12 protein-coding genes are annotated in these 12,450 nt (G+C 70.7%); 5 read left to right on the top strand and 7 right to left on the bottom strand.

Annotated features, from left to right (window positions below; translation table 11 throughout):
* Positions 1-3: 3 nt before the first annotated feature.
* From ABC337_RS04205 to ABC337_RS04195, 3 genes are all read right to left on the bottom strand, one after another.
* Positions 4-291 (bottom strand): WXG100 family type VII secretion target, encoded by a 288-nt coding sequence (locus tag ABC337_RS04205; protein ID WP_412882232.1) that lies wholly within the window; start codon positions 289-291, stop codon positions 4-6.
* A 164-nt stretch (positions 292-455) separates the two neighbouring features.
* Positions 456-2,039: a sensor histidine kinase gene (locus ABC337_RS04200; RefSeq protein WP_412882233.1), complete on the bottom strand. Its 1,584-nt coding sequence runs from the start codon at positions 2,037-2,039 to the stop codon at positions 456-458.
* Positions 2,040-2,041: 2 nt separating this feature from the next.
* On the bottom strand, positions 2,042-2,752 hold the full coding sequence (locus tag ABC337_RS04195) for a response regulator transcription factor (RefSeq protein ID WP_412882234.1): 711 nt from the start codon (positions 2,750-2,752) through the stop codon (positions 2,042-2,044).
* A 184-nt stretch (positions 2,753-2,936) separates the two neighbouring features.
* On the opposite strand from ABC337_RS04195, the gene ABC337_RS04190 reads away from it, so the two are divergent.
* Together ABC337_RS04190 and ABC337_RS04185 are read left to right on the top strand one after the other, a co-directional pair.
* The gene (locus tag ABC337_RS04190) at positions 2,937-3,203 is read left to right on the top strand and encodes a hypothetical protein (RefSeq protein WP_290258710.1); all 267 of its coding nucleotides are present in this window, start codon (positions 2,937-2,939) and stop codon (positions 3,201-3,203) included.
* Position 3,204: 1 nt separating this feature from the next.
* A complete protein-coding gene (locus tag ABC337_RS04185; protein ID WP_412882235.1) occupies positions 3,205-4,080 on the top strand; it encodes an FHA domain-containing protein in 876 nt (291 codons plus the stop codon).
* Between the two features lie 120 nt (positions 4,081-4,200).
* Here ABC337_RS04185 and ABC337_RS04180 read toward each other — a convergent pair whose 3' ends face one another.
* The 3 genes from ABC337_RS04180 to ABC337_RS04170 are packed head-to-tail and all read right to left on the bottom strand — an operon-like array spanning position 4,201 to position 8,598.
* Complete coding sequence (locus tag ABC337_RS04180; RefSeq protein WP_412882236.1) at positions 4,201-5,847, bottom strand: DNA repair helicase XPB; 1,647 nt, start codon at positions 5,845-5,847, stop codon at positions 4,201-4,203.
* Positions 5,844-8,354, bottom strand: coding sequence for a helicase-associated domain-containing protein (locus ABC337_RS04175; protein WP_412882237.1), 2,511 nt, complete (start codon positions 8,352-8,354; stop codon positions 5,844-5,846). The genes ABC337_RS04180 and ABC337_RS04175 overlap by 4 nt, the downstream gene beginning before the upstream one ends.
* Positions 8,355-8,364: 10 nt before the next feature.
* Positions 8,365-8,598, bottom strand: coding sequence for a hypothetical protein (locus ABC337_RS04170; protein ID WP_412882238.1), 234 nt, complete (start codon positions 8,596-8,598; stop codon positions 8,365-8,367).
* A 177-nt stretch (positions 8,599-8,775) separates the two neighbouring features.
* Between ABC337_RS04170 and ABC337_RS04165 the strand changes: the two genes are divergently transcribed.
* From ABC337_RS04165 to ABC337_RS04155, 3 genes are read left to right on the top strand one after another with little or no spacing between them, the layout of a single operon-like run.
* Positions 8,776-9,159 carry a cold-shock protein gene (locus ABC337_RS04165; RefSeq protein ID WP_290258705.1) on the top strand — a complete coding sequence of 128 codons (384 nt, stop codon included), beginning with the start codon at positions 8,776-8,778 and terminating at the stop codon, positions 9,157-9,159.
* Positions 9,160-9,169: 10 nt separating this feature from the next.
* Positions 9,170-9,835 carry a DUF3027 domain-containing protein gene (locus ABC337_RS04160; RefSeq protein WP_412882239.1) on the top strand — a complete coding sequence of 222 codons (666 nt, stop codon included), beginning with the start codon at positions 9,170-9,172 and terminating at the stop codon, positions 9,833-9,835.
* Between the two features lie 42 nt (positions 9,836-9,877).
* The gene (locus ABC337_RS04155) at positions 9,878-11,209 is read left to right on the top strand and encodes an MFS transporter (RefSeq protein ID WP_412882240.1); all 1,332 of its coding nucleotides are present in this window, start codon (positions 9,878-9,880) and stop codon (positions 11,207-11,209) included.
* Positions 11,210-11,234: 25 nt separating this feature from the next.
* On the opposite strand, the gene serC is transcribed toward ABC337_RS04155, so the two are convergent.
* On the bottom strand, positions 11,235-12,365 hold the full coding sequence (gene serC / locus ABC337_RS04150; RefSeq protein ID WP_412882241.1) for a phosphoserine transaminase: 1,131 nt from the start codon (positions 12,363-12,365) through the stop codon (positions 11,235-11,237).
* Positions 12,366-12,450 lie beyond the last annotated feature (85 nt).

Genomic DNA, 12,450 nt, shown 5'->3' with positions numbered 1-12,450 from the left:
TCCCTAGCCGAAGCGCTGCGCGTTGCTCAGCTCGGTCTGGTCGTAGTTCGCGGCCGCCGAGCCGAGGGCGTGGTTGATGGAGGCTAGGGAAGCCTCCACCTTGCCCTGCGTCAGGGACCACTCCACGACCAGCGCCTGGAAGTTGGTGGCGGCGGCGCCGCGCCAGCTGGATTGAAGCTCCTCCAGCCCGCGTTTCATCGCCTGGACGTCGGCGCTGATCCGGTCGACCGTGGCCTGGACGGTGGCGGACTTGAGCTGCAACAGCTCGGTATCGACGGAAAGAATGCTCACGGTGCGGCCTTTCGAGGGGCAGGCAGCCGGGCGCCGGACCGGTAGGGGCGGCCACAGGGAGGGCCGTGCGGCGGGCTCCCGGCTGCCTGCGGTGGAGGGTCCGGGCTTTCCGGACTCCTCGAGCCTACGAAGGCGCCGCCGTCGGCTTCCACGCCGCAAAGTCGCTATGTGGATAACCCGGTTCCCCGGTTGCCGCCCGCGGCGCGGTCCGCACCACCGGTGGCAGCAACTTCGTCGGCAGGCCCGCCAGCCGGTACGGCCCGTTCGGCGCCGTCCTCGGTAGCCGGACGGGTCTCCGCCGTCCGGGGCTCCTCCGACGGTGCCTCGTCCAGGTACGGCAGGCTGACCACCAGGGTGGCGCCGCCGCCGTCGGTCGGCTGGACCCGGACGGTGCCGGAGTGGGAGGCGACGATGGCCGCGACGATCGCCAGCCCCAGTCCGCTGCCGCCGGTCTCCCGGGTCCGGGAGGTATCGGCGCGGTAGAACCGCTCGAAGATCCTGGCGGCCTCCTCCTCGGAGACGCCGGGGCCGTGGTCACGCACCTCGATCACCGAGCGGCGCCCGCCGTCGGCCTCGGTCCGCACCCCCACGGCCAGTTCGATCGGGCTGCCCTCCGGCGTGTAGCGCAAGGCGTTGCCGACCAGGTTGCTGATCACCTGCCGCAGCTTGGCCTCGTCGCCCAGCACCGGCGCCGGGGAAGCGGAGCCGCCGTCCAGCCCGCGCAGCGAGACCACCCGGCTGCGGTCGGCAACCTGGGTATCCACCACGGCGTCATGGCCCAGCAGGAGCAGGTCAATGGGCTTCTGCTGCAGCGGCCGTTGCTCGTCGATCCGGGCCAGCAGCAGGAGGTCCTCCACCATGGCGCCCATGCGAATGGCCTCGCTCTCGATCCGCCCCATCGCGGTGGCCACGTCCTCGGGGGTGGCCAGGGCGCCGTGCCGGTACAGCTCGGAGAACCCGCGGATGGTCACCAGAGGGGTGCGCAGCTCGTGGGAGGCGTCGGCGGCGAAGCGGCGCATCTTGGCCTCAGATGCCATCCGCGCGGCAAACGCGGTTTCGATGTGGGCCAGCATGGCGTTGAGGGAGCGGCTGAGCCGGCCCACCTCAGTGTCCGGATTCTCGACGTCCACGCGCCGGGAGAGGTCCCCGGCGGCGATCGCGGCCGCGGTCTTCTCCACGCGGGACAAAGGACGGAAGGAACGGCCAACGGTCCAGGTGGCGATGAAGAAGGCCAGCACCAGCGTCAGCAGTCCGACGCCGACCACCACCAGGGTGGCGTGCTCCATGACGGAATCCACCGGGTAGAGCGGCAGGCCGATGACGACGACGGCGTTGCGCCGGTTGGCGTCCAGAACGTTGACCGCCACCACGCGCCAGTTCCGGCCGTCGGTGCCGCGGACCTGGAACGGTACCTCCGCACGGCTGTGGGCGTCCTCCGGGCTGATGCTGCCGATGGCCGGCCGGGGACCCTTGCCGCCCAGGACCACCGATGGCTGTCCCGGGGTGAAGAGCAACAGCGAATAGTCGGTGGGAACGTTAGGCCCCTGGTCCTGCAGCTGCTCAAAGGACTGTTGCTGGCGGGCCGTTTCGACGGCGACCTTGAGCCGGTCATCGACCTGGCCCTGCAGATAGCTGTGCAGCAGGGCCAGCGTTCCCGCGCCGGTGGCGGTCAACGCCACCAGCATCAGGGCCATCATGATGGCCACCAGCTGCGAGCGCAGCGAGGCCGCCTTCCACCGGCGCAGCAAGGTCAGCGCTTCTCGGCCGTCCGCAGCACGTAGCCGACGCCGCGCTTGGTCTGGATCAGGGCGGCGGCACCGGGGTCGGTGTCCACCTTGCGCCGCAGGTAGGAGATGTAGGACTCCACGATCGAGGCGTCGCCGTTGAAGTCGTACTCCCAGACGTGGTCAAGGATCTGGGCCTTGGAGAGGACCCTGTTGGGGTTGAGCATCAGGTAGCGGAGCAACTTGAACTCGGTGGGGGAGAGCTCAATCACGGTGCCGCCGCGGCGCACCTCGTGGGCGTCGTCGTCGAGCTCCAGGTCATCGACGCAGATGACGGCGTCGTCGTCCTGCAGCGGCTGGGTCCGGCGCAGCACCGCGCGGATCCGGGCCACCACCTCGTCGAGGCTGAACGGTTTGGTGACGTAGTCGTCGCCGCCGACGGTGAGCCCGGTGACCTTGTCCTCGGTGTCGTCCTTGGCGGTCAGAAACAGCACGGGGAAGTGCTTCCCGGCGGCGCGCAGGCGCCGGGTCACGGTGAACCCGTCCATGTCCGGGAGCATGACGTCCAGGACAGCCAGATCGGGCGAGTGCTGGTCGGCGGCTGCCAGGGCGTCGCGCCCGGTGCCGGCCGAGACAACCTCGAAGCCTGCGAAACGCAGCGAGGTGGACAGCAGCTCGCGGATGTTCGGTTCATCATCGACGACGAGCAGCTTGGCTTCGGGACCGTTCTTTTTCATGATTCCCATCTTGCTCCCAGACTCTGTGAGTTTTCTGGACGAATCGTGTGTGTTGCGTGACCATCTCCGGGTGCCGTTCCGGAGAGAACCTTGGCGGAGCCATTCCCGTCCGCCGGGTCCCGGATTAGAGTTGGCTAACGGCCCGGTTCCAGCCGGGAGCGTCACTCTACGACTGGAGTAAACGATGTCTGAAGCGACAATTCCACAGTCCGGCGGGGCGGACTCAGCGGCGAACCGGTCGATCCGGGACTGGGCGGATCTTGCAGAGGAAATGTGGTCCTACCTGACGGGTAAGGGCGCCGCGATCAACTACGAGTTCGTCGACATGACCGTGGAGGTTCCGCGTGACATCGGCCCGGATGCGCCCCGGGCCACGTGGAAGCTCAACGGCAGCCTTCGCGTGACGACCAGCGACCGCGATGCGGCGGGGTCCGACAAGAACAGACGCTGACATGGGACCCCGGTTCAGGGTCGACGCCGACCTTGAGTTCTCCGTGACGGAACCCGCCGGTGGGGGCACCTCCGGCACGGTCCAGGCGGCCGGCACCGAGGTGAAGGTGACGCTGAGCAGCCTCGATGCGTCGCTGGGCCAGCGGATGCCATCCCTGCAGCAGTTGCGCCCGCTGGCCAAAACCTTGGCCGAGCAGGGGCTCACCGTGGTGGTGGAGGGGCCGCAGGGCCTCATCGCGTCCCTGGGGGCGGTTCGGACCGGCCGGGCCCAGCGGCTGCTGACCCGGTCCCCGCACATCCGGCTCGGGAACGTGCGCACCGTGGCCCCGCTGGCCCGGCGCGGCGGCCGGGGCAAGGACGCGGGGATGTCCCTGCTCCCGCCGGAAACCCCGCTGCCGCTGCTGCCCACGGTCAAGCGGCGGATCGTCCGCAAGGTGACCACGACGCACCACACCAGGGGCAGCGGGCGTCCCCGCCTGATCTTCGTCCAGGACTCGGCCACGTGGGACGGCCAGGTGCCGCGCGAGTTCAATCTCTCCGGGGAACGGATGAGTATCGGCAGCGGGCCGGACGCGGACCTGCAGCTGGACGGCCTGGAACCTGTCCACGCCGAGATCGTCCACAACGAGCGGGACGAGTATGTCCTGGTTCGGCACGGGGTGGTCACCGGAAGCTTCGGCCCCGCGGACAGCTCCATTCTCCGCACCGGCGCCCGGCTGCAGATGGGTCCGTGGTGCCTGGCTTACTTCCGGGAGGAGTTCGCCGACCACGGACGCCCCTTCGGCGGCCGCAGCGGCGGGGAGTTCGCCTACCAGAAGCCGCAGCTCGACCCGCGGACCGGGCTGGTGGAGCAGGACGGCTCCACCGGCGTCACGTAGGCGGCGAGGCAGGGAAGGACAACGGCGGCCCGGGACCGTCCGCTGCGGCGGCGGATCCCGGGTCGTTCCGCGTCCGGACAGTGGTGCGGCATCGGGGAGTGCGACAGATAAGCCGCGGGATCAATCCCCGGCGCCGACGTCCTTGGCGTCCATGATCCGGTAGGCGTAGCCCTGCTCGGCCAGGAACCGCTGGCGCTTCGCGGCGAAGTCCTGGTCCAGGGTGTCCCGGGCCACCAGCGAGTAGAACCGGGCGGCGCGGCCGTCCTGCTTGGGCCGCAGCAGCCGGCCCAGCCGCTGTGCCTCCTCCTGGCGGGACCCGAAGGACCCGGAGACCTGGATCGCCACGGACGCCTCCGGCAGGTCGATGGAGAAGTTGGCCACCTTGGACACCACCAGGGTGCGGACCTCGCCGGCGCGGAAGGCATCGAAGAGGCGCTGGCGTTCCTTGACGGGGGTGTCGCCCTTGATCACCGGGGCCTTGAGGCGCTCGCCGATCTCGTCCAGCTGGTCGATGTACTGGCCGATCACCAGCAGCTGCTCGCCCTCGTGCTCGGCAACCAGCCGCTCCACGATCCCGGTCTTGGTCTCGGACGTGGCACAGAGCCGGTACTTGTCGGCGTCGTCGGCCATGGCGTACGCCACCCGCTCGTCGCGCGGCAGGTCCACCCGGACCTCCACACAGTCCGCAGGGGCGATGTAGCCCTGCGCCTCGATGTCCTTCCACGGGGCGTCGTAGCGCTTGGGCCCGATCAGGCTGAAGACCTCGCCCTCGCGGCCGTCCTCGCGGACCAGGGTGGCCGTGAGCCCCAGCCGGCGGCGGGCCTGCAGGTCAGCGGTCATCCGGAAGATCGGCGCCGGCAGCAGGTGGACCTCGTCGTAGATGATCAGGCCCCAGTCGTTGCCGTCAACCAGTTCCAAATGCGGGTACAGGCCGCCGCGTTTGGTGGTGAGCACCTGGTAGGTGGCGATGGTCACCGGCCGGACCTCCTTGACGGAGCCGGAGTATTCACCGATTTCCTCCTCGGTCAGGGAGGTGCGCTTGAGCAGTTCGTCCTTCCATTGCCGGGCCGAGACGGTGTTGGTGACCAGGATGAGCGTGGTGGTGGAACTGGTGGCCATCGCGGCGGCGCCCACCAGGGTCTTGCCGGCGCCGCAGGGGAGCACGACGACGCCGCTGCCGCCGGCCCAGAAGTTTTCCGTGGCCAGCTGCTGGTAGGGCCGGAGCTTCCAGCCGGTCTCGTCCAGCATGATTGGGTGCGGGGTCCCGTCCACGTAGCCGGCCAGGTCCGCGGCGGGCCAGCCGAGCTTCAGCAACAGCTGCTTGAGCTGACCGCGCTGGGAGGAGTGGACCACCACGGTGTCCGCGTCGATCCGCGGGCCGAGCAGCGGTGCGATCTTCTTGGCGCGGCTGATCTCCTCGAGGACCGGGTAGTCGGAGGTGCGCATGACCAGGCCGTGCTGGGAGTCCTTCTCCAGCCGCAGCCGCCCGTACCGGGACATGGTCTCCTCGATGTCGATCAGGAGGGCGTGCGGCACCGGAAAACGGGAGTACTTCAGCAGCGTGTCCAGCACCTTTTCGGCGTCCAGGCCCGCGGCCCGCGCGTTCCAGAGGCCCAGCGGCGTCAGACGGTAGCTGTGCACGTGCTCGGGGGCGCGTTCGAGTTCGGCAAAGGCTGCGATGGCGTGGCGCGCCTCGGTGGCCAGCTCGTGGTCGACCTCCAGCAGGATGGTCTTGTCGCTCTGGACGATCAGCGGTCCGTCATTCACGGGAGCAGTTCCTCGGTGGCCTCGACATCAATGATCCGGTGGACGGACAGGACCCGTTCGGTCTCCCGCGCGGGGTCGAACACGCGGACCCGTCCGCCACTCACAGCAAGCGGAACAACGCGCTCGCGGGTGGCATTCCCGAGGCCGTCGACCACGTTCATCATCACCGCCTGCTTCAACCGGATCGCCCGGTGCAGGGTCTCCAGTCCCAGCTGGGTGCTCGCCTCGGCGGCGGTCCCCGCGGCGCCGGGACTGCCCGGACCGTGGGGGGAGCCGGCTCCCGTGCCGCCGGCCGGGTGCCCGCCGCGGAGCACCGCGAGCTGGGCGTCGACGTCGGCGTCCTCGGGGGCCGAGCGTGGCGCCGTGTAGACGGGGCGGGCGCTCCCGGGGGCGGCGGCGCTGCGCCGCAGCCGGACGACGGCGGACGCGGCGTCGTCGAGGGAGGGCGTCATGCCCAGTCCGCGCATCACCTGGGCCGCGTCCCGGGGAGCGGCCGTAGAGATTAGGACCGTCGGGGCGAGGCGGACCAGGCCGAGTCCCGCGGCGGCGGGGGCGTTGAGCAGTTCCAGGAGCGCCGTCTCGTCCTCGCTCTGGATGAAACTGGACGCCGGTCCCACCCGCAGCCGTGCGTGGCGTGACGCGGTGTCCTCGATCAGGTACTCCAGCGGCTGCGGCACCGCGGTGGCCGAGTGCGTCCGGAGGAATTCCAGCAGGCCCGCGGCGTCCTGACCGGCGTCGAGCGCGCGCCGGATGGAGGCGACCGAGAACCGGTAGATGGTCGCCGGGCCCTGGCCCTCGGCGTCGGCCATGGCCAGCAGCTTCTCGCTCAGCTCCGGGTCCAGGTAGCCGGGTGCGACGGCGGTCAGGTCGGCCTGGAGCAGCACGTGGTTCACGGCCGCCGGCAGGTGTTCGCCGAGGATGCCGAGCGCCGTCTCCGGATGGTCGAGGGCGATCTCGGCGCCGATCTGGCTCAGCGCCCCGGAACCCACCAGGCCCAGCATCTCCGCCTCTGCCAGCACGCCGCGGATCAGCGAGCTGAAGCGGCGGGCCATGCGCGGCTGCGACCAGTCGGCCCGTTCCAGCACCGCCGCGGCGTCCAGCACCGGGGCCTGGCCGTCCGCGGCACCGGCCTCGGCGGTGAGCTCCTGCAGGATCTCCAGGATCCGTTTGCGCACCACCGGAGCGTCCGGCCGCTGGGCCTCGGCGGAGAGCGCGTTGATGGTGCCGGCGGCGCCCGCGGCCCGGCCCGCCGGGGCGGACGCGCCGCCGGCCGGCTGGCCCACGAGGGAGGGGACGCGTTCGCTGGAGAGCCAAGCATTGACCAGCCATAGCCACTGTTCCTGCCGCGGCAGGGTCAGCCATTCCAGCTGCTCGGGCTGCACCCAGGCCGAGCTGTCCACGTCGAGCCGGAGCAGCCCGGCCAGGGCGCACAGTTCCACCAGCACCCCGGCCTCCGGGAGCCCGATCCGCAGCGTGTCCGCGAGCCGCTTCATTTCCCGGACGCCGACGCCGCCGCTGCGGAGCGTGACCAGGGGCTGGGTGTGGACGGCGTGCAGCAGTTCGCCGGCGAGCCGGAGGGTCTCGGCGATCGCGCCGAGCGCCGCGTTCCGGCGCAGCGCGGCGCTGGTCAGGCCCAGGTTCGGCACCGGCGGGGCCAGAGCGAAGTGGTCGATCACGTACCCGCCGCGCAGGGCCAGCCCCACACTGTGCGGCAGTTCCACGTGCGCGGCATCCAGCGGGACCAGCAGGCCGCGGGCCAGCAGCCAGTCAACCGGCCCGGCGTCGGCGGTCTCGGTCAGCACGGACACGCGGCGCTGCGCCTGTGGAACGGCGCCCATGGCCCAGTTCCCGAACCGGTCCAGCAACGCGGCAGTCCGCTCCGGGGCGTGCGAGAGCAGGGCCTGCAGCGCCTCGGGCGAACCGGTCCAGTGCTGCAGGGCGAGGGCGGCGTCCATCGGGGTGTCCGCCGGCGCGATCCCCGCCCCGGACTGGTGCAGCTCGGCCACCAGCTGGACCACCCGCTGCGCGAACGCCGGCTGCAGGCGCACGAGCTCGGTGTAGCTGCGGCCCAGTCCCGCCGGGTAGATGCCGATGACATCCTTCAGGCTGCCGACCGGCAGGTAGTGGCGTTGCCGTGCCGCCGATGCCGCGGTGCCGTGCGGCGGGTCGGCCCGGTGCACGAGGGCCAATTCCTGGAGCGAGGCCAGCAGCCGCTCCAGCGCCGCCACGGTGGAGCCCTTGATCAGGCGTTTGAGGGTGGCGGCCGAGGCACTGTGGCCGGTGTCGGCGTTGGTGCACAGGTGCAGCGCCTCCAGCACCTGCATCTGCGGCCGGTTCAGCCGTTCCAAGGCGCGTTGGACGCTGACGCGCCCGCTGGCCCGGGCGGCCAGCGCGGCGAAGTCGGGGACGGCGGGGATCATCAGGTCCGGCCGCGCGGCGAACAGGGCGCGCAGCGACTCATCGCTGCGCGCCTGCAGGTCCTCGCCGAGCGCGCGGATCTGGGACATGGGGTCTCCGTCAGCCCCTGCCGAGGCCGCGGGCACGGCGGCGGGCGATGACGGCGTCGAGCACCAGGAGGGCCATCAGCAGGAACGCGGCTGGCAGGCCGTACAGCGCGGCCGAGGTCAGCCAGACCGGCGCCACGGCGTTGCCGGCGGCCAGGGCGATCACCGCGCCGAAGGCGGCCAGGGAAAGGACGGCGACGACGGCGGCGAGGATCAGCAGGGAGCGCCGGAGACGCTGCGGAGTCATGACAGCAACGCTAACAGTCCGCCTGCATCCGCGCCTCAAGCCGTCAAATCTGCCCGGGCACGATAACCTTGAAGGAACAGACCAACACGGTCGGGGCGGTCATACCCTGAACCCGCACATCGGTGCGGATGCGGTGACCGCCGGCCGCGTCCCAGCAGAACGAAGAAGGTTGATTACGTGCCTACCGGCAAGGTCAAGTGGTATGACAAGGAAAAGGGCTTCGGATTCCTCGCGGGCGAGGACGGCCAGGAGGTCTTCTTGCCCAAGTCCGCATTGCCCGAGGGCGTCGTCGAGCTGAAGGCCGGAACCCGGGTTGAGTTCGGTGTGGCCGACGGCCGCAAGGGCGCCCAGGCTCTGGGCCTGCGGGTGCTGGACAAGACTCCGTCGATCGCCAAGGCGAAGCGGCCCAGCGCCAAGGACCTCGCGCCCCTGGTCCAGGACCTGGTGACGGTGCTGGACAATCTCTCCGGCACCCTGTCCGCCGGCAAGTACCCCGAGGGCAACAAGGCGAAGGCTATTGCCGCCGCCCTGCGCAAGGTTGCCGACGAGCTGGACGCGTAGGGTCCGGCCGATGACTGCGGAACCTGAAGAGACCGGCTCCCCGGTGCCCGACGCCGGACGGAATCCGGCGTCCAAGGCGTCCGCCGCCGGAGCGAAGGGCACCAAGTCGGCGGCCAAACCGCGCTACGGCGTGCCCGTGTGGCGCGTGGGCAAGCCCGACGCCTTCCTGGCCGCGTCCGTCGACGTCGCCCGTGCCGCCGTGGAGGGCATCGCCGAGCCCGAGCAGGTAGGCCGCCACCTGGCGGCCAAGAGCGAGGGTGACCGCCTGGTGACCCACTTGTTCGAATCCAAGCTCCCCGGCTACGGCGGCTGGCAGTGGTACGCCGTGCTGACCCGCAACTCCCGCTCCAAGGTGGTGACGGTGGATGAGCTGGGCCTGTTGCCCTCGGAGGACTCCATCCTGGCCCCCGAGTGGGTGCCGTGGGCCGAACGCGTCCGGCCCGAGGACGCCCAGCCCGACGACGGCCACGAGGACGCCGAGGCTGAGCACCGGGACGAGGCCGACGCCGAGGGCGACCATGCCGGCAGCCCCGACGCCGCGCAGGACGGGTCAGCCCAGGACGGATCAGTGCAGGACGCAGCCCAGGACGACGCTCCCGCGGAGTCCGGGACCGACGCGACGGACGAACCCGACGAACGCGCAGCGGACGCCCGGTCCGCCGGCGGGACCGACTAGCGGTTTGGCGGCGTTCAGGGCGGAGCAGCGGGAGGACCTTCCATGAGGTCCACCTTCAAATCGCTGCACATCCTGAACTACCGCATCTGGTTCCTCGGGGCCCTGGTCTCGAACATCGGTACCTGGATGCAGCGGACCGCCCAGGACTGGCTGGTCTTCGACCACCTGAGCCACCAGGACGCCGGGGCCATGGGCATCACCATGGCCCTCCAGCTGGGACCCCAGCTGTTCCTCGCCCCGGTCGCCGGGCTGGTGGCCGACCGCTTCAACCGCAAGACCCTCCTGAACCTCACCCAGTCGGCCATGGCGCTGCTGAGCGCGCTGCTGGGCGCGCTGGTGCTTTCCGGGGCAGCGCAGCTCTGGCACGTCTACATCTTCGCCCTGCTGCTGGGCGTCGTCTCGGCCGTCGACGCCCCGGTCCGCCAGACCTTCGTTTCTGAGCTGGTCAAGGACGACTACCTGCCTAACGCCGTCGCCCTCAACAGCGCCTCCTTCAACGTCGCCCGGATGATCGGGCCCGCGGTCGCCGGTGTCCTGACCGTCGCGATCGGGCCCGGCTGGGTGTTCCTGGTCAACACCCTGACCTTCGTGGCGCTGCTGGCCAGCCTCGCCCGGATCCCCACGGCGTCGCTGCGGAAACTCCCCAAGGCGCGTGGCGGCAAGGGCCGGATCCGGGAGGGCCTGCGCTACGTGCGGTACCGGCCGGACATCGTGATCGTCCTCGTGGCGGTTTTCATCGTCGGAACCCTGGGCCTGAACTTCGTGCTGTTCATCGCAGCGATGGTGGGCACCGAGTTCGGCCTCGACGCCGGCGCCTTTGGCCTGATGAACTCGATCATGGCTATCGGCTCGGTCGCCGGGGCCCTGCTCTCCGCCGGCCGGGGGCGCCCTCGAATGCGGATGATCTTCGGGGCCGCCGGGGTCTTCGGCATCACCTCCGGGCTGGCCGCGCTGGCCCCGAACTACTTCTGGTACGGCGTGGCCCTGGTGCCGGTGGGCCTGTGTGCCATCACCATGATGACCAGCGCCAACGGCTACGTGCAGACCACCACGGACCCGGCCATGCGCGGCCGGGTGATGGCCCTGTACATGGCGATCTTCATGGGCGGAACACCCATCGGGGCGCCGTTCGTGGGCTGGGTGGCAAACGTCGCCGGCCCGCGCTGGTCGATGGGCGTCGCCGCTGCCGCCGGCGTGGGCGCGGCCCTGATCGGGATGGTCTGGATCATCCGGGCGCGCCACCTGCGGATCGCCTTCAACCGGCGGGCCGGCGGCCTGCGCTTTTTCCGGCTGGTGCCCGGCGGGGCGATCGGCACGGCAGACGACGACGGCGTCGTCCGGGCGGTAAACACCGACGACGCCGCCAGCCGCTAGGCCGCCCCGGAAGGCGGCTGCGGGCCTACTTCGCCAGCTCCGCCACGACGTAGTCGATGCACGCCAGCAGGGCCGACACGTCGTCCGGCTCGATCGCCACGAAGGTCGCGATCCGCAGCTGGTTACGGCCCAGCTTCCGGTACGGCTCGGTGTCGACGATCCCGTTGGCGCGCAGCACCTTGGCGATCGCAGCCGCGTCGACCGACTCGTCGAAGTCGATCGTGGCAATGACGTTGGAGCGGTCCGCCGGATCCGAGACGAACGGGGTGGCAACGCTGGATGCCTCGGCCCAGCGGTAGATCCGTCCGGCGGAATCGGCGGTGCGTGCAGCGGCGAAGTCCAGGCCTCCGCTGGCGTTGAGCCAGCGCACCTGCGCGTCCAGGGTCACGAGGGTGGCCAGCGCGGGGGTGTTGTAGGTCTGGTTCAGCCGCGAGTTGTCGATGGCGGTCTGCAGGTCCAGGAAGTCCGGGATCCAGCGGCCGGACGCCTTGACCCGGGCGGCCCGCTCCAGGGCCGCGGGGGAGAACAGGCCGAGCCACAGGCCGCCGTCGGAGGCAAAGTTCTTCTGCGGCGCGAAGTAGTAGACGTCGGACTCGGCGACGTCGACGTCCAGGCCGCCGGCGGCGGAGGTCGCGTCGACCAGGACCAGCGAGCCCTCGTCCGCGCCGGCCACCCGACGGACCGGGGCGGCCACACCTGTGGAGGTCTCATTCTGCGGCCAGGCGTAGACGTCCACGCCGGCCTCCGCCCGAGCCTCGGGCCGGGTGCCCGGCTCCGCCTTGATGATCGAGGACTCGGCCAGGAAGGGCGCCTTGTTCGTGGCGGCGGCGAACTTGGAGCCGAACTCGCCGAAGGAGAGGTGCTGTGCCTTGTTCTCTACGAGCCCGAAGCTGGCGATATCCCAGAACGCCGTCGAGCCGCCCACGCCCAGGACCACCTCGTAGCCCTCGGGTGCGCGGAAGAAGTCGCTGAGGCCGGAACGGACCGAGCCCACCAGGTTCTTGACCGGGGCCTGGCGGTGCGAGGTGCCGAGCAGGGTCGCCGAGGCCGATGCCAGGGCCTCCATCTGTTCCGGGCGCACCTTCGAGGGCCCGGCGCCAAACCGGCCGTCCTTGGGAAGAAGGTTCGCGGGGATGGTGATGCTGGTGTCGCTCACAATGGCTCCAATGGTCGGCTGGGTGCGAGAGGTGGCTGGTCGGCCGGTAAGGACCGCTTCCATTCTGCCCGACGGCGGCCCCGGC

The sequence above is a fragment of the Arthrobacter phoenicis genome, from assembly GCF_047238215.1.
In the GTDB taxonomy this organism is placed as follows: domain Bacteria; phylum Actinomycetota; class Actinomycetes; order Actinomycetales; family Micrococcaceae; genus Arthrobacter.
Note: the sequence above shows the minus strand (reverse complement) of the source record. Positions and strands in the feature narration are given on the sequence as shown.

Coding starts and splice junctions, on each gene's coding strand:
- ABC337_RS04160 (WP_412882239.1), top strand. CDS start 9,170: ATGACTGCGGAACCTGAAGAGACCGGCTCCCCGGTGCCCGACGCCGGA.
- ABC337_RS04185 (WP_412882235.1), top strand. CDS start 3,205: ATGGGACCCCGGTTCAGGGTCGACGCCGACCTTGAGTTCTCCGTGACG.
- ABC337_RS04190 (WP_290258710.1), top strand. CDS start 2,937: ATGTCTGAAGCGACAATTCCACAGTCCGGCGGGGCGGACTCAGCGGCG.
- ABC337_RS04155 (WP_412882240.1), top strand. CDS start 9,878: ATGAGGTCCACCTTCAAATCGCTGCACATCCTGAACTACCGCATCTGG.
- ABC337_RS04195 (WP_412882234.1), bottom strand. CDS start 2,752: ATGAAAAAGAACGGTCCCGAAGCCAAGCTGCTCGTCGTCGATGATGAA.
- ABC337_RS04170 (WP_412882238.1), bottom strand. CDS start 8,598: ATGACTCCGCAGCGTCTCCGGCGCTCCCTGCTGATCCTCGCCGCCGTC.
- ABC337_RS04175 (WP_412882237.1), bottom strand. CDS start 8,354: ATGTCCCAGATCCGCGCGCTCGGCGAGGACCTGCAGGCGCGCAGCGAT.